The following is a 15911-nucleotide window of genomic DNA, read 5'->3' as shown; positions in this document are numbered from 1 at the left end:
ATGGATAAAAAAGTTGTAATTTGGGATATCAGCACCCGCCTATTTCATTGGCTACTAGTTGTAAGCATCCTCTTTTCTTGGATATCTGCCGAGCTGGGCGGTAACTGGATGATTTGGCATACCCAGAGCGGTTACTTCATTGCAGGATTACTTATCTTTCGCATCATTTGGGGCTTTATCGGTAGCGGCCCGAGTCGATTCAGCTCATTTATCAAAGGACCTAAAGCAGTCATAAACTATCTTGCTGGCAAAGATAAAACTCAATACCTCACGCACAACCCAGCCGGTGCCGTGAGCGTTTTGGCACTGATATCAATCACTCTATTGATGGTGATTACCGGACTGTTTGGCAATGACGATATCTTTATTGAAGGCCCGTTAGCCTACTTAATCTCGTATGAGAACCAACTTATCTCAACGGAGTTGCACCACATACTGTTCAAGGTTCTGATGCTCGTCATCGTCACTCATCTGTTGGCGATTGCTTGGTATCAGAGAGTCAAAGGTGAAGTTCTTATCAAACCGATGATTGATGGTTACAAGGATTCAGAGGAGAGTGCACCTCGATTAGTTACAGGTGCACCTCTCTATTTTGCTTTAGCGACAGCTGCAGCGGTGGTAGTTTGGTTGTTTATTGTAGGCTAACTGAATAGTTTGAACGCAAAGTTTTAACGTTTGCTTTTCACGCCTATTTTTCACGCTTATTTTTCACGATAGTTGTCGTGACAACCTTTACACCCTTTACCAACCGCACCAAAAGCAGCTTTAGCTGCATCTAGGTCACCGCCAGAGGCAGCAGCGAGTTCAGAAGCAGCAAGGGCAAGCTCATCAAAACGCTTATTGAGATCGGTAAGATTCTCCCACAACTCATCTTTTGCTGCGGTATCTCCCATATCCGAGCCCTCAACAAACCCTTCAGCTGCAAGTGGCACCACTGCGGCTAAAGCTTCGGCATGATGCTTAAATTTTGCAGCATCATAGGGTGCTTTACCTCGCACCATCGCACCCATAGCACCGAAGTGCCATTTATAGGTTTGAAATACCGACTGACGATACTGAATTGCATCTTCAGCCATATCTGCATGAACATTAACGCTCATCGAGCCGAACAACATTGCAGAGGCTATAACACAGCTCTTTAAATACATCATTTACCTCCAAGGCTCGCAGCCGTTAACTCTTGAACTGCCTTTTGAGCTTGCTGAACAGTCTGAACATTTGAATCACGCGCGGCGACCAAAGCCTCTTCTAATCGCTTAGTGTAATCCTGTTGCATCTCAATGAACTGCTGAGGATTTTCCGCTTTCTGAAGGGCAGCAGCTTGTGCCATCGTTGCTTCAATACACTGCTGAGTACACTCAATCTGCTGGCGCGTAATACGCTCAAGCATCTCTTGCTGAATCTCCATCATCTTCTTAAATGGAGCCATACTCTCTTGTAAAAGTTGATTCATATCCTGAAACATAGGTTTCTCCTTAAGTTTGAAAGATGACACTAGAAGTAATAGTCAATAAAGTGCCTTAAATCAAACTTTATACCAGAGAACTAACTTTTTGGGAGCTTTAACTGTGGTTTGTGTTGCGAACAGGTTATGATTGCGATCCCGCAATTAAGGATGGACTAGAAACTGCTAGTCTTCCAGCTATAGATTAAATTTAGGCAAGGAGGTCAGTTTTGACCAAAGCTCGACTTTTATCGCTGGCTCTAATTTTGATGCCACTAGCACAGGCTGAAGCAGCCTCGATTGTTGCTGCTGAGCGCGCAATCCAATCAAAAGATTTCTCAAAAGCACTGGATGAACTCCGCCCACTGGCAAAAGATGGTGACCCAAATGCCTACTATCTTTTGGGTACGCTTTACCGTGACGGTCAGGGCGTTGAGAAAAACCGCACTGAAGCTGAAAAATATTTCGGCAGCGCTGCTCGCCAAGGACACTTAGATAGTGTTAAAGCACTTCGCGCTATGAAGAACGAAGTCTACCTTCTTGAGTACAACAAAACTTTACCACTCGCAGAGCAAGGCGATGCCAACGCACAGAACCGAATTGGCGAGATGAATGAGTATGGCCAGGGTGTTAAACGCGATCTGGACAGTGCATTTAACTGGTACCAAAAGGCGTCTAAGCAGGGTCTTCTAGCAGGCCGCCATAACCTTGCGCGCTCTTACAATTTTGGTTCAGGAACAAAACAAGATTTCGCAAAAGCTGAATCACTCTACCTAGAGGCTGCAAACCAAGGGTATGCTGACTCAATGTTTTTCCTTGGCACTATGTATGCCACTCATAATGGCCAAAATAAGCAGACCAACCCTGACATCCTAGCCTATGCTTGGATGCATGCGGCATCTGAAGCAGGCTCAGCTACAGCAAGAACCATTCAAGATCGACTCCTAATGAAATTGAATGAATCAGAGCTAACAGAAGCGAAGCATCTAGCGGATGAGTTTGTAGGAAAATACGTAAAACGCTAATCAAAGCATTATGAAAAGCACACTTAGGTGTGCTTTTTAATTGGCCATTATATTCCAAAAAGAAATATTAAAATTTTTTAATATTCTTTGATTGGATAAAAAATAGGCACTAAAATTGCAACCCAAATTGAAATGAGTGTTTATCATGACTACATCGACTATCCAAAGCGACAACACAATTAGCGAAAGCCCTCTTGTTGAAAAGCTATCAACACAGCCTTTCAGTCTAGTGGTTGCTGCCACTCTTTTTGCCATCTTCGCCGTTAGTCTTGTGGTAGAGCACTCTCAGTATGAACTGCAAGCTCTCACACTAGGTGTAGCATTAGGCTTGGTTTTCTTTCATTCATCATTTGGTTTTACAACAGCGTTTAGAAGAATGATTGTAGAGAAACGTGGCGCAGGTATCAGAGCGATCCTAATCATGCTTTCCCTAAGCGTATTGATCTTCTTCCCAACGCTCGCTTCGGGTGAACTGTTCGGCAATTCAGTCACTGGATTTGTCCGCCCACTCGGCCCTTCAGTGGTTTTTGGAGCTTTCATTTTTGGCATCGGCATGCAATTAGCAAGCGGGTGCGCTTCCGGTAATCTCTATCACCTTGGCGGCGGTCAACTTAGAGCCCTACCTGCCATTATTGGTTTTGCAGGCGGTGCTCTTTGGGCAACGGCGGACTATGAGTTGTGGACTACCCTGCCGCAACTTGCTCCTGTGGGCCTAATTGAAACCCTGGGGGTAGTTAGCGCAATCGCACTTAATTTAGCTCTATTTGCAGCAATCTATCTATTCACAGTTAAGTTAGAAAAGAGCCAACATGGCGCATTAGAGAATGAAGAGAGTGCGAACAACAAGCAGCCTTTGTGGAGACGTTTGATCAAGGGTCCCTGGCCACTCATTTGGGGCGCTGTTGGACTTACCGTCCTCAACTTCGCCACCCTATCTCTGCTTGGGCGCCCTTGGGCGGTAGCCCTTGCCTATCCGGTATGGGGCGCTAAAGCTGCCGAGCTTCTGAACCTCAACCTAGAGTTGGATTTCTGGACATACTGGATGGCACCGGGTCGTGATGAAGCACTGGTAGACCCACTACTAGCCGACAAAGCTTCACTAATGAATCTTGGCGTGATTTTAGGTGCATTTATTGCAGCAACTCTTTCTGGCAAGTTCAAACTGTCGTTTAAAATGCCTATTCGAAACTTCACCTTCTCACTACTAGGCGGCGTACTTCTCGGTTACGGCGCGACCATTGCTTACGGCTGTAATATCGGTGCATTCGTGGGCGGTGTGGTGTCAGGCAGCCTTCATGGCTGGCTCTGGATCATATCAGCACTCTTAGGTTGTATTGTTGGCTTGAAACTCAAGGGACTATTTCGTCTTTAAGCCTCCCATCTAAACCTCTCTCCCTGTATGTATCATATGAACATGCGGGGAAATCTCGTTGTTGGATTGCGACAAGAAGAGGCGCAGCTTAAAATCCCCTTTAATTTAGAGACTGCACGTAAACGCTTTTTAAAGGGTACTTAAACACTATGCCTCGCCAATTTAACGACGATCCAAGTCGACTTCGCACACCAACACTGATCGTTAGACTTCTTGCGATGGTTTACGACACATTGATCGTGTTGGCGATATGGATGTTGATAGGCGGTGTAGCGGTTGCTTTGAACCAGGGCGAGGCAATTGATTCACCTCTAGGTCTTGCGACCCTTAAATCTCTTCTTCTGATAACAACCTTTCTATTTTTTGGCTTCTTCTGGACACGCTCTGGGCAAACCCTTGGCATGATGGCTTGGCGCCTTCGTGCTCAAAGTGAAACGGGCTTTTCATTAAGCTGGACACAAGCGATGATCCGTTTCTTTGCGGCAATGCTCTCTATTGCACTTTTCGGGCTAGGCTACTGGATTACAATTTTTTCGGATCAGAAGGTCACCTGGCATGAACGCTGGTCAAATAGCGTGACGGTGAGAATCACCAAAAACTAACGAACTCTCGCTAGTAGCCAGAGACCAACCATCAGACTTATCAGAATTGGAATCAATGCCGCCAAGAGCGGTGAAAATCCCAGCACCTGACTTGCAGGCGCTAATAGGTCCTGACTAAATTTGAAGACTAAACCTATCACTACGCCTGTGATAATTCTCTGCCCCACTGTTACACCACGTAACGGACCAAAAACAAACGCCACCCCAATAAGGACTAAAGCTACGATACCAAGTGGCTGGAATAACTTACCCCAAAATGCCAGTAGATAAGGCGTCGCATCTACCCCCTGATTTTCCAGATAGCTGGAGTAGCTACTTAACCCAAGTAGGGGGAGGTCTGATGGCGGAACCAAAATCTCAGATAAAAGCGCTGGATCTAATTGAGTAGGCCAAAAACCTTTTTTAATAGTTTCTCGAGTTACTCGATCGTCCGAAACAGTTGTCACCTGCAGATTTGAGAGAGCCCACTCTCTTTTTTCAAAGTCGTAATTTGCTCTTTCAGCGTAACTGGTTTCAACTAATCGTAAGTTCACATCGAAACGATGACGGGTAATACCAAAAATTGTTCCAGATGGATCGATAGCAGATACATGCAGATAGGTATCGCCCTGTCTGAACCAACCTCCTGAACGCGTGTCTAGTCGACCCGACTGTGCCTTTGCGATACCTTTCACAGCGCGCGCTGCTTGTTGCGAGTCAGGAACACCAACCTGACTCGTTAGAAGGGCCAAAGCGGCAACCAGGGCAATGGGTTTTGCAACTGAAAGAATCAAGCGACTCATTGATACACCCGCAGCACGTATGACCGTTAATTCTGAATTACTGGCCAATATACCTAGACCTATCAAAGTGCCAACTAAACAGCTTAAAGGTAGCAGTTGATAAGCCAATCCAGGCAGACTTAATAGTGTGAACTGACTAGCAACCCCAAAAGTATAAAACTTATCAACCTCTCCCAGCTCATCTAACAGTAGTGAGATACCCATCAGACCAACCAAGACCAGCATCACAATCGCTGTTGCAGAGAGAATATGCTGTGCAATATAACGATCAATTCGCGACCACATTAGATACCACCTTTGGAGCGACTAATCTTAAAAGAGGGCAGCGCCGGCAGTCGGTTCATCAATCGTTCCCAACCACCTTCAAAAAGAACCATCGAAACGCCTACAGCTAAGGCAACAAAATGAACGAACCAGATTAGCCAGCCACCCTGAGAACCCTGTTCAACTACAGAGCGTGCAGCAGTTAGGCTGCCTACATAAACCTGATACAAAATAATCGCTGGTATTAGCTTTGCATAACGCCCTTGGCGCGGGCTTGTTCTTGCTAACTGAACCGCAAGAAAAACCACCACCAGTGGCAAAAACGGAAGTGAAGTTCGCCAATGAAGACGGCTTATTAGATCAGGTCTATCACTACCAAATAGCTCAAGCGTCGGAATAGCATCTAAATGTTTGATGGGAGCTGTCAATTTAGGCTCAGGCAACTGCACCGCATATTCACCATAGGTGAGCTCCTGATCAAGCTGACCCTGATCATTAAAGTCATATCTATAGCCCTCTTTAAAGACTAAGAAACGCCCATTACTCTCCATAAAGCGTTGCTCGCCCTCTTTAGCAATCAAGAGATAGGGTGAGCCGCTTTTATCTACACCAGAGACAAAAAGCTCCTCAAGTTTGCCCGCCCGATCAATATTTCGGGTGTAGGTGACTTGATTTTTAGATGCCTGAGTCTGGAATGTTCCTGGAACTAACATATCCAACTCTGTACGTGCACGCTGCTCTGCAACAATACGCTTCGCCTCATACATACCCGTTGGCGTTAAATAGAGGCTCACAAAAGCGACACAGAAAGAGATGAGAAGTGCTGGACCATAGGTGAATGCGATTAAGCGCCAGCTACTTGTTCCACAGGCTTTTAAAACGACCATTTCAGAATCTAGATAGAGTCGACCATAGGCCAATAAAATCCCTAAAAAGAAGCCTAATGGGAGTAAAAGTTCTAAAAAAAGAGGGATACGGTTAAAAACCAAAGAGAGAACAACCGAGGTAGCGATCTCACCGGACGCGGCATCAGCAAGGTAACCAATCAAATGTGTGCTGGTAATAATGAGAAGTAGGACGGCGGTAACCGCTAGGGTAGTCAGTAAAACTTCTCTCGCAAGGTAACGAAAAACGATCAAGCGGCTGTTCCTAATAGATTCATAGTTTACAATCAGCACTAGAACTCTGGTAATTAGATTGCAGGGTTAGCATTATCACCTAAAACTTAAGTGGTTGTCTTGTAGAGGTAGAAGAGAATGGATTTTGAAATTGTAAATGGGTCAGTTGAATTATTAGTAACTGACTGCATCGTTGTAGCTGTTGCAGATGCAGGTAAATTAACTCCCTCAGCACAAGCGATTGATACCGCCTCAGCAGGAGCCCTTAAAGAGGTGATTGATGCGGGAGATTTTGATGGTTCGCATGGAACTACCCTTCTGCTGCGCAATCTTTCAGGTGTTACGGCTAAACGAACTCTTCTAGTTGGTATTGGTAAAGAGAGTGATCGTAGCGTTGCTAAACAGCAAACGCTTATCAAATCGGTTGTCGCGACTGTTAACAAAATGGGTGTAAAAACCTTAACACTGGCACTCGACCAAAGCAGCGGTAAAGATTCTGACATCTACCGCGATACTCGCCTGATCGTTGAAGCCTGCTCTGCAGCGCTCTACCAATACGACACAACTAAGAGCAAACCAGCCACTCCAACAAAACTTGAACACATCCATCTACTTCTGGATGAAGAATCGACTGAGTATGGTGAAGGCGCACTCTTGGATGGCGTTGCAATAGCTAATGGCGTAGCAACCGCTCGAGAACTTGGCAACCTTCCTGGCAACATCTGTACGCCTATCTACCTTGCTGATCACGCTAAAGCGCTGGCTGATGAGTTTGACTCAGTTAGCTGCGAGATTTTAGACGAGAAACAGATCGAATCGATGGGCATGGGCGCACTTTATAGCGTCGGCAAAGGCAGTGATATCCCTCCAAGGCTAATCGTCCTGAAATACGAAGGTGGTGAAGCGAATGAGGCACCCTATGCCCTCGTCGGTAAAGGGATCACATTTGATACGGGCGGCATATCGTTAAAACCTGGTCCAGAAATGGATGAGATGAAATTTGATATGTGCGGAGCTGCAAGCGTATTAGGGACTTTTGAGGCTGTCGCTGAGATGCGCCTGCCCATCAACTTAATCACTGTTGTTGCAGCGGCTGAAAATATGCCAAGTGGTCGTGCAAGCAAACCAGGTGATGTGGTCACGACCCTATCTGGCCAAACGGTAGAGATTTTAAACACCGATGCCGAGGGCCGCTTGGTTCTTTGTGATGCTCTTACCTACGTTCAACAGTTTAAACCGCAAGCGGTAATTGATGTCGCGACTCTTACAGGCGCATGCATCATCGCACTTGGACATCAAGCCACTGGTCTTTTGGCAAATGATGACTCGCTCGCTGCACAGCTATTAGATGCGGGCGAATTTGCAGGCGATCGTGGCTGGCAGCTTCCGTTATGGGATGAGTATCAAACTCAACTAGATAGTAACTTTGCAGATATGGCCAACATTGGTGGTCGACCAGCAGGTACGATCACAGCAGCATGTTTCCTATCACGCTTTACTAAGGATGTTAGTTGGGCTCACTTAGATATCGCAGGTGTTGCTTGGAACAGTGGCAAAGCGAAGGGAGCAACGGGCCGATGTGTGCCAATGCTGACGCAATACCTTCTTGATGTCGCAGAGCAGAAAGAGGCCTAAGGTGCCTGAAGCTGACTACTACGTCCTTGCGGCTGCCGATTACGACAGCCGTGAACTCTTTGCCTGCCGTCTTTGTGAAAAGGCGGTAGAGCAAGGCTTAAAAGTGCATATCCGTGTTGACAATGATGCCGATCTAAATCAATTAGATAGCAAATTGTGGTCATTTCGTGCAGACAGTTTCGTACCACACGTTAAGATAGAGAGAGATCAGACAAGCTCTGCTCCGGTATCTCTCGGGGTGCAAGTCGTTCCTAGCCGCCAAACAGGTCTTCTGATCAATTTAGCGACTGACACACCTAGCGATGTAGGTGAATTCGATAGAGTTGCAGAGATTGTTTCACAGGAGGAGAAGATCCTCACGATGACTCGTCAATCCTTTGCAGAACGCCGAACGGCTGGATGGCAAGTTAGGATGAATGATCTAAGAAAACGAGGTTAAGTCATTTCACTTGGGAGGTTGCATGAAGCGACTGATTTGGATTCCAGTTCTAGCCGGTAGCATTTATGCAGCTGTTCAATTTTGGCCTACACCTCCCCTCACCATAGCTTTGCACAGCGTTACAAAAGGCAATGTAGAGCAGATCGCTGCAAACAGCCGAGCTGGCACTATTAAAGCTTGCCGATCAGCTAACCTCTCTTTAAATCTTGGTGGCCGAGTTGGAGAACTTCTTGTCGACGAGGGTGACTCTGTTACTCAAGGCCAGCTATTGATTGCCTTGGATAATGAGCTAGATGAAGCCCGGGTTGAGCTCGCTGAGAAAGAACAGCGTGCAGCACAAATTGAGACTGAACGAGCCTGCGAACTCTCTGCACTAGCTAAACGTGAATTTGAACGCAGCAAATCACTTCTCGATCAAAAACTGATTTCAAATGAGCGGGTCGATCAGCTCGAGAGCGAAGCCGCTAGCCAAAACTTTCTCTGTAAACAGCGAAAAGCACTTACTGATGCAGCTATAGCAAAGACTAAGTTTGCACAAATCCAACTCAAACAAACCCAGCTATCCGCCCCATTTAACGGCGTGATAAGCAAAGTAAATGGTGAAGTTGGGGAGTATCTAACCCCATCTCCATCTGGTGTAGCCACTCCCGCTGCCATCCAAATCATAGACGATAGCTGTCTCTACGTTTCAGCACCTATCGATGAGGTAGAGGCTTCACGAGTGCAAATCGGTCAAAATGCGCGGCTCACTCTTGATGCATTTCGAGGTACAACATTTCACGGAGTGATTAGCAAAAAAGCGGTCACTGTTACTGATAACGAGAAGCAGGCGCGAACCCTAGAAATTGAAGCGCAATTTGTGAACCCACCCGCTGAACTTATGCTATTGGTTGGATACAGTGCAGACGCAGAGATCATTACCAAAACCGCAGAAAATGTAGTGCGTATCCCTTCTGAAGCTTTGATTGCTGGTCAAAAGGTACTCGCTTACAACCCAACCACTCAAACTATCGAGTATCGAGCGGTGACAAGTGGTGAATCCAACTGGAACTGGACTGAGATCAAAACAGGACTCTCTGTCGGTGATCAAATTCTTTTAGATACTGCCCATGCCAATAACCTTGTCGGAAAACAGGTTTTAGTTCGACATGATTAGGCTCGAAAAGATATCGAGGCACTACCAGGTCGGTAGCGAAACCGTTAACGCGCTTAAGGATTTCACCCTAGAGATCCAAAGTGGCGACTACCTGAGTGTTATGGGTCCATCGGGTTCAGGCAAATCAACCCTTCTCAATCAATTGGGTTTGTTGGATACACCTAACAGCGGCAGTTATAAGATTAACGATCTTGAAACCACCCAGCTGGGCGAGGCTGAACGTGCCCAACTTCGAAACAAGAAAATTGGTTTTGTTTTTCAAGCCTATCATCTAATTGATCGACTCACGGCTTTGGAGAATGTTGAACTTCCGCTAACGCTTATTGGTACAGATCCCACTGAACGAAAAGCAAGGGCGATTGAACTATTGGAGCGACTTGGACTAGGTCGTTATATTCACCAAAGACCACAACAGCTCTCTGGTGGTCAGCGACAACGTATTGCTATTGCACGTGCGGTCATTACTCACCCTGAAATCCTATTAGCCGATGAGCCTACCGGAAACTTAGACCAGGCATCGGGCGCAAAGGTGGTTGAGTTATTAGAACAACTCAATGGTGATGGCATTACCCTGGTGATCGTAACCCACGACTCAGAACTAGGGGCACGCGCGCGCAAACAGGTCAAAATGGTTGATGGCCAGTTACTAGAGATTATTGAGGCGTAGTCGCGATGCGCTTAGTAGATAAACTCATCTTTAGCTTTCAGCTCTATACCCGCCAGCGCTTTAAAACAGTTATGACACTGCTTGCCGTCAGTATAGGCGTGATGTCTGTTGTTCTTTTAACAGGTTTATCAGATGGTGCCCGACAGTATGTGCTAAGAGAGTTCTCTTTACTGGGTAAAGAGACGCTTGTGGTACTACCGGGACGGAAAGAGACTGAAGGAGGGATTCCACCTCTGACTGGCGAGGGGACTCGTGACCTAACGTTAGAAGATGCCAAGGCACTCTATCAACTCTCTGATGTCAAAGAGGTGATACCTATCATCGCAGGATTGACCCAAGGCAATGCAAACGGTCTCAGTCGTGAACTTATGGTCATGGGTGCCAACAACTTTCTCCTTCCTCTGTTTGGAATCCCTATAAGATTGGGACACAACCTTCCCGAGTCAGACCTTGCCAGTTACGATCCGATAGCGGTGATTGGAGATCAAGTTGCCAAGGATCTATTTCCAAATAAATCCCCCCTTGGGGAGTGGCTAAAACTCGGCGACAGACGTTTTCGCATTATTGGTGTTTTGGAACCTGCGGGGATTAACTTTGGCACCAACATGAGTGATATCGTGTTGATTCCCGTGGTCAGTGCTCAATCCCTATTTAACACCCCGGGCCTGTTTCGAATGATTATCAAACTTAAAAGTGAGGAGGTAATTGAGCCCACCAAGATCGCTGTAGAAAATCTAATTGCCGCTCGTCACGCTGGAGAGCGAGATATCACACTAGTTACCCAAGACGCCCTGCTGAAATCTTTTGAAAAAATCATCCATACATTCACACTTGTAGTCCTAGCAGTAGCAACTATTAGCCTTGTTGTCGCTGGGATACTGATTATGAATATAACGCTCATCAGCGTCTCACAGCGAGTACCTGAAATTGGTCTACTTAAAGCACTCGGGGCATCACAGCAAACTGTGTTATCGCTTTTTCTATTAGATGCCCTTTTGATAACACTTTTTGGCGCTATAGCTGGACTTGCCTTGGGAGTTATAGGTTTAACCATTATCCATCAACTCTGGCCAACCTTTCCTTTCTCTGCACCCATCTACGCACTTGCAGGTGCCATAGCGCTGGCCTTAACACTTGCCACACTGTTTGCCTGGCTTCCTGCTCGCCAAGCCTCTCGCATCGACCCTGTCAATGCTTTACGAGGGCAAGTTCATGCGGATTAGCGACCTCATCCAGCTCGCTGTAAGAACCATCAGCGACAAACCAAAACGGACACTCTTAACAACATTGGGGATCGCTGTTGGGATTTTTGCAGTTACGCTACTCACTAGCTTAGGTAGCGGTGTGCAAAGTTACATTTTGAATACATTCTCTCAATTTGGTACGCGCATTGTTGCTGTCACACCCGGCAAGAGCCAAGTAGGCGGTTTAGGCGGGATACTCGCCAACACTCAACCACTCACTATTGATGACTCATTGGCACTTCAAAGAGTCCCAGGTGTTGTGCATGTAGTCCCGATCATTCAAGGCAGCGGTGCGATAGAGTTTGATCACCGCACCAGACACACTGATATCCTTGGTGTAAGTTCAGTTATGCCACAAGCGTGGAATTTCAATGTAGAAAAAGGCGCCTTTCTTCCCAACTCAAACGGCTCATTCCCGAAACCAATGGCTGTATTAGGCAGCAAGGTTGCCCTGGAGTTGTTTAGAGAGAACAATCCTCTTGGGGAGTTTATTCGAGCTGGCGGTGAGCGTTATCGGGTTGTTGGTGTACTTGAAAGTAAAGGACAGATGCTAGGATTTGACCTTGATGACATCGTCTACATCGATACTGAGAGAGCACTCAATTTGTTCAATCGCGATGGGGTTATGGAGATTGATATCACCTTCGCTGCCAACTACACCTCAGAACAGATCAGCAAACCGATAAAAGAGACCTTGATACGGCGCCATAAGGGAGAGGACTTTACCCTCATGAGCCAAGATCAAATGCTCGACACCTTAGATCGAATATTGTCGGTACTTAAATTCGCAATTGCCGGGCTGGCGGGCATTTCACTACTGGTGGGCTCAATTGGTATTTTAACGGTCATGTCTACCAACATTCAGGAGCGCAAAGCTGAGATCGGACTCATGAGAGCTCTAGGAGCCGATAAAAAAACCATCCTCTCACTATTTTTGACCGAGGCGACGATCTTCTCACTGTTTGGAGGCCTACTGGGAGTTTTCGCAACTCTAGCAACAGTTACGCTTCTGAATATCGTGCTACCAAGCCTCCCAGTAGCGCTGCAATTTAACTATCTACTGCTAGCTCTAGGCATGGCAGCTATTACAGGTGCATTGAGTGGTCTTTTGCCGGCACTCCAAGCGATTAAAATCGATCCAATTGATGCCCTTCAAAACGAATAACTAACGCCCCCTCCACTCTGTATAAGCGGCGCCGCAACAGGTATACTTTGCCGCTTTAGTTTTTGTTGTTGTCCACAGTCGAGTGTTGTGGGCAACTATGGCCAAGTTTTAAGAGAACACAGCGACCCATGGATAAGACGTATCAACCGCAAGCAATAGAGCAGAAGTGGTATCAGGACTGGGAAGAGAAAGGTTACTTCGCCCCTTCAGGTGAAGGTGATGCCTACTCAATAATGATCCCGCCACCAAATGTCACTGGCAGCCTCCACATGGGCCATGCATTTCAGCATACGCTTATGGATACCCTTATCCGTTACCGCCGCATGCAGGGTCGCAATACACTTTGGCAGGTTGGTACCGACCATGCCGGCATCGCAACTCAGATGGTTGTTGAGCGCAAACTCGCTGCAGAAACAGGCGAGAGCCGCTACGATTTAGGTCGTGACGCTTTCATCGAGAAAGTGTGGGAGTGGAAAGGTGAGTCTGGTGGAACAATTACTCGCCAAATGCGTCGCCTAGGTAACTCTGTGGATTGGCCAACAGAGCGTTTCACTATGGACTCTGGCTTCTATCATGCAGTACAAGAGGTCTTTATCCGCCTCTTTGATGACGGCCTAATCTACCGCGGTAAGCGCTTAGTAAACTGGGACCCTAAACTTCACACTGCTATCTCAGACCTTGAGGTAGAGAACCGCGAAGTGACAGGTAAAATGTGGTACATCCGCTACCCACTCGCTGACGGTGTAAAAACCAAAGATGGTAAAGATTACATCGTGGTGGGTACTACTCGTCCAGAAACCCTTCTTGGTGATACAGGCGTGGCGGTTAACCCTGAAGATGAACGCTACGACAATCTAGTAGGCAAGGAGATTATTCTTCCTCTGGTTGGCCGTCGTATCCCTATCATTGCTGATGAACATGCCAGCATGGAAAAAGGGACTGGCTGTGTAAAAATCACACCTGCGCACGACTTTAACGATAATGAAGTTGGAAAGCGCAACAAGCTTCCAATGATCAATGTATTGACGCTTAACGCAGATATTCGTGATGAGGCTCAGGTATTCAATACAGATGGCAGTGTAAACAACGACATTGACCCAACCATCCCTGCGCAGTTCCGCGGACTAGAGCGATTCGAAGCACGTCGTCAAATCGTATCAGCCATTGAAGAGCTCGACCTTCTAGTGAAGATCGAAGAGAACGCGATGACTATCCCATACGGTGACCGTGGTGGCGTTGTTATTGAACCAATGCTAACTGACCAGTGGTTCTGTGATGCTAAAACGCTCGCTAAACCTGCGATCAAAGCAGTTGAAGATGGTGACATCAAGTTTGTACCTAAGCAGTACGAAAACATGTATTTCGCTTGGATGCGAGATATTCAGGACTGGTGTATTTCTCGCCAACTTTGGTGGGGACACCGCATCCCTGCGTTCTACGATGCACAGGGTAATGTTTACGTTGCAGCTTCAGCTGAAGCAGCCCGTGAAAAGTACAACCTAGCTGCAGATCTTGAACTTCACCAAGACAACGATGTATTGGATACCTGGTTCAGTTCTGCTCTATGGACCTTTGGCACACTTGGCTGGCCAGAGAACACAGAACGACTGAAGACCTTCCACCCGACCGACACCCTAGTAACGGGTTTCGACATCATCTTCTTCTGGGTTGCCCGTATGATTATGATGACCATGCACTTCATGAAGGATGAGAACGGCAAACCACAGGTACCTTTCAAGAATGTTTATGTCACGGGTCTTATCCGTGATGAAAACGGCGACAAGATGTCGAAATCGAAAGGTAACGTGCTAGACCCACTCGATATGATCGACGGCATCTCTCTCGAAGAGCTGCTTGAAAAACGTACCGGCAACATGATGCAGCCACAGCTGGCTGAAAAGATCGGCAAGCGAACCGAGAAGCAGTTCCCTGAGGGTATAACTCCGCACGGAACAGATGCCCTTCGATTTACACTTGCTGCACTTGCGTCAACAGGCCGCGATATCAACTGGGATATGAAGCGCCTAGAGGGTTACCGTAACTTCTGTAACAAGCTATGGAATGCGGCTCGTTACGTGATTATGAATACTGAAGATGAAGATTGTGGCCAGAACGGCAACGATGTTGAACTTTCACTTGCCGACCGTTGGATTATTAGCCAACTACAGCGCACTGAGGCAACAGTTACCAAACAACTTGATGAGTTCCGCTTCGACCTAGCAGCGCAGACACTCTATGACTTCGTTTGGAACCAATACTGTGACTGGTATTTAGAGCTTTCTAAGCCAGTACTATGGGATGAACAGGCTTCAGATGCTGCAAAACGCGGCACCCGTCGCACTCTAGTTCGCGTTCTAGAAACTATTCTGCGCATGAATCACCCGCTGATGCCTTTCATCACCGAAGAGATCTGGCAGGCAATCAAAGCGACAGCGGGCGTCACTGGCGACACATTGATGCTAATGCCATTCCCACAAGCAAATGAAAGCAAGTTGGATGCAGCGGCTGACAGCGACATTGAGTGGCTGAAAGGTGTAATTACTGCCGTACGAAACATTCGTGGCGAAATGAAGATTGCCCCTTCGCAAGACCTTGAACTACTTCTTGGTAACTGCAGCGACGATGACAAGCGCCGTCTTGCTGAAAACAAAACCTTCCTTATGAAGTTGGCACGTATTACATCAATCACCGTGCTTGGTTCATCTGATGCGAAGCCACTTGCGGCAACGCAGTTGGTTGGTGCGATGGAAGTTCTTGTACCGATGGCAGATCTTATCGACAAGGATGCAGAGATTGCACGACTTCAGAAAGAGATCGATCGCCTCCAGGGTGAGATAGATCGTGTTGAGAAAAAGCTCTCGAACGAGAAGTTTGTAGCAAATGCGCCGGCAGATGTTGTTATAAAAGAGCGTGAAAAAGCAGATGATGCAGCACGTTCTAAAACACAGCTAGAGCAACAGATAGAGTCAATCAAAGCTCTGTAAAAAATCTCTACGAA

15 protein-coding genes are annotated in these 15911 nt (G+C 46.8%); 11 read left to right on the top strand and 4 right to left on the bottom strand.

The genetic code is table 11. The annotated features are described in order from the left end of the window. A complete protein-coding gene (locus tag HH196_RS00555) occupies positions 1-645 on the top strand; it encodes a cytochrome b/b6 domain-containing protein (protein WP_169450167.1) in 645 nt (214 codons plus the stop codon). A 56-nt stretch (positions 646-701) separates the two neighbouring features. On the opposite strand, the gene HH196_RS00550 is transcribed toward HH196_RS00555, so the two are convergent. Together HH196_RS00550 and HH196_RS00545 are read right to left on the bottom strand one after the other, a co-directional pair. Continuing rightward, positions 702-1151, bottom strand: coding sequence for a cytochrome c (locus tag HH196_RS00550; protein ID WP_169450166.1), 450 nt, complete (start codon positions 1149-1151; stop codon positions 702-704). Then, positions 1148-1465, bottom strand: a complete 318-nt coding sequence (locus tag HH196_RS00545; protein ID WP_169450165.1) for a phasin family protein — start codon at positions 1463-1465, stop codon at positions 1148-1150. Before HH196_RS00545 ends, HH196_RS00550 begins: the two co-directional genes overlap by 4 nt. Positions 1466-1674: 209 nt before the next feature. Between HH196_RS00545 and HH196_RS00540 the strand changes: the two genes are divergently transcribed. The 3 genes from HH196_RS00540 (at position 1675) to HH196_RS00530 (ending at position 4443) form a co-directional block, all read left to right on the top strand. Then, entirely contained in the window at positions 1675-2469 is a 795-nt protein-coding gene (locus HH196_RS00540) for a tetratricopeptide repeat protein (RefSeq protein WP_169450164.1), read from the top strand. Positions 2470-2614: 145 nt separating this feature from the next. After that, on the top strand, positions 2615-3841 hold the full coding sequence (locus HH196_RS00535) for a YeeE/YedE family protein (protein WP_169450163.1): 1227 nt from the start codon (positions 2615-2617) through the stop codon (positions 3839-3841). Between the two features lie 149 nt (positions 3842-3990). After that, positions 3991-4443, top strand: coding sequence for an RDD family protein (locus tag HH196_RS00530; protein WP_169450162.1), 453 nt, complete (start codon positions 3991-3993; stop codon positions 4441-4443). On the opposite strand, the gene lptG is transcribed toward HH196_RS00530, so the two are convergent. Together lptG and lptF are read right to left on the bottom strand one after the other, a co-directional pair. After that, a complete protein-coding gene (gene lptG / locus HH196_RS00525; protein WP_169450161.1) occupies positions 4440-5510 on the bottom strand; it encodes an LPS export ABC transporter permease LptG in 1071 nt (356 codons plus the stop codon). The genes HH196_RS00530 and lptG overlap by 4 nt on opposite strands. Then, positions 5510-6628, bottom strand: coding sequence for an LPS export ABC transporter permease LptF (gene lptF / locus HH196_RS00520; protein WP_169450160.1), 1119 nt, complete (start codon positions 6626-6628; stop codon positions 5510-5512). Before lptF ends, lptG begins: the two co-directional genes overlap by 1 nt. A 117-nt stretch (positions 6629-6745) precedes the next feature. Between lptF and HH196_RS00515 the strand changes: the two genes are divergently transcribed. From HH196_RS00515 to HH196_RS00485, 7 genes are all read left to right on the top strand, one after another. Next, positions 6746-8242 (top strand): leucyl aminopeptidase, encoded by a 1497-nt coding sequence (locus HH196_RS00515; protein WP_169450159.1) that lies wholly within the window; start codon positions 6746-6748, stop codon positions 8240-8242. A 1-nt stretch (position 8243) separates the two neighbouring features. Continuing rightward, the gene (locus HH196_RS00510; RefSeq protein ID WP_169450158.1) at positions 8244-8681 is read left to right on the top strand and encodes a DNA polymerase III subunit chi; all 438 of its coding nucleotides are present in this window, start codon (positions 8244-8246) and stop codon (positions 8679-8681) included. A 22-nt stretch (positions 8682-8703) separates the two neighbouring features. Further along, positions 8704-9837: an efflux RND transporter periplasmic adaptor subunit gene (locus HH196_RS00505; protein WP_169450157.1), complete on the top strand. Its 1134-nt coding sequence runs from the start codon at positions 8704-8706 to the stop codon at positions 9835-9837. Then, positions 9830-10504: an ABC transporter ATP-binding protein gene (locus HH196_RS00500; protein ID WP_169450156.1), complete on the top strand. Its 675-nt coding sequence runs from the start codon at positions 9830-9832 to the stop codon at positions 10502-10504. The genes HH196_RS00505 and HH196_RS00500 overlap by 8 nt, the downstream gene beginning before the upstream one ends. 5 nt (positions 10505-10509) lie before the next feature. After that, positions 10510-11727 carry an ABC transporter permease gene (locus tag HH196_RS00495; protein WP_169450155.1) on the top strand — a complete coding sequence of 406 codons (1218 nt, stop codon included), beginning with the start codon at positions 10510-10512 and terminating at the stop codon, positions 11725-11727. Next, positions 11717-12913, top strand: coding sequence for an ABC transporter permease (locus tag HH196_RS00490; RefSeq protein WP_169450154.1), 1197 nt, complete (start codon positions 11717-11719; stop codon positions 12911-12913). Before HH196_RS00495 ends, HH196_RS00490 begins: the two co-directional genes overlap by 11 nt. Positions 12914-13041: 128 nt before the next feature. Further along, on the top strand, positions 13042-15897 hold the full coding sequence (locus HH196_RS00485; RefSeq protein WP_169450153.1) for a valine--tRNA ligase: 2856 nt from the start codon (positions 13042-13044) through the stop codon (positions 15895-15897). The last annotated feature ends 14 nt before the right edge of the window (positions 15898-15911 follow it).

The sequence above is a fragment of the Marinobacterium sp. LSUCC0821 genome, assembly GCF_012848475.1.
Taxonomy (GTDB): domain Bacteria; phylum Pseudomonadota; class Gammaproteobacteria; order Pseudomonadales; family Balneatricaceae; genus Marinobacterium_E.
The sequence above is the reverse complement of the archived record's forward strand: the minus strand, read 5'-3'. Positions and strand labels throughout refer to the sequence as shown.

Coding starts and splice junctions, on each gene's coding strand:
- HH196_RS00555 (WP_169450167.1), top strand. CDS start 1: ATGGATAAAAAAGTTGTAATTTGGGATATCAGCACCCGCCTATTTCAT.
- HH196_RS00550 (WP_169450166.1), bottom strand. CDS start 1,151: ATGATGTATTTAAAGAGCTGTGTTATAGCCTCTGCAATGTTGTTCGGC.
- HH196_RS00545 (WP_169450165.1), bottom strand. CDS start 1,465: ATGTTTCAGGATATGAATCAACTTTTACAAGAGAGTATGGCTCCATTT.
- HH196_RS00535 (WP_169450163.1), top strand. CDS start 2,615: ATGACTACATCGACTATCCAAAGCGACAACACAATTAGCGAAAGCCCT.
- HH196_RS00530 (WP_169450162.1), top strand. CDS start 3,991: ATGCCTCGCCAATTTAACGACGATCCAAGTCGACTTCGCACACCAACA.
- lptG (WP_169450161.1), bottom strand. CDS start 5,510: ATGTGGTCGCGAATTGATCGTTATATTGCACAGCATATTCTCTCTGCA.
- HH196_RS00515 (WP_169450159.1), top strand. CDS start 6,746: ATGGATTTTGAAATTGTAAATGGGTCAGTTGAATTATTAGTAACTGAC.
- HH196_RS00505 (WP_169450157.1), top strand. CDS start 8,704: ATGAAGCGACTGATTTGGATTCCAGTTCTAGCCGGTAGCATTTATGCA.
- HH196_RS00500 (WP_169450156.1), top strand. CDS start 9,830: ATGATTAGGCTCGAAAAGATATCGAGGCACTACCAGGTCGGTAGCGAA.
- HH196_RS00495 (WP_169450155.1), top strand. CDS start 10,510: ATGCGCTTAGTAGATAAACTCATCTTTAGCTTTCAGCTCTATACCCGC.
- HH196_RS00490 (WP_169450154.1), top strand. CDS start 11,717: ATGCGGATTAGCGACCTCATCCAGCTCGCTGTAAGAACCATCAGCGAC.
- HH196_RS00485 (WP_169450153.1), top strand. CDS start 13,042: ATGGATAAGACGTATCAACCGCAAGCAATAGAGCAGAAGTGGTATCAG.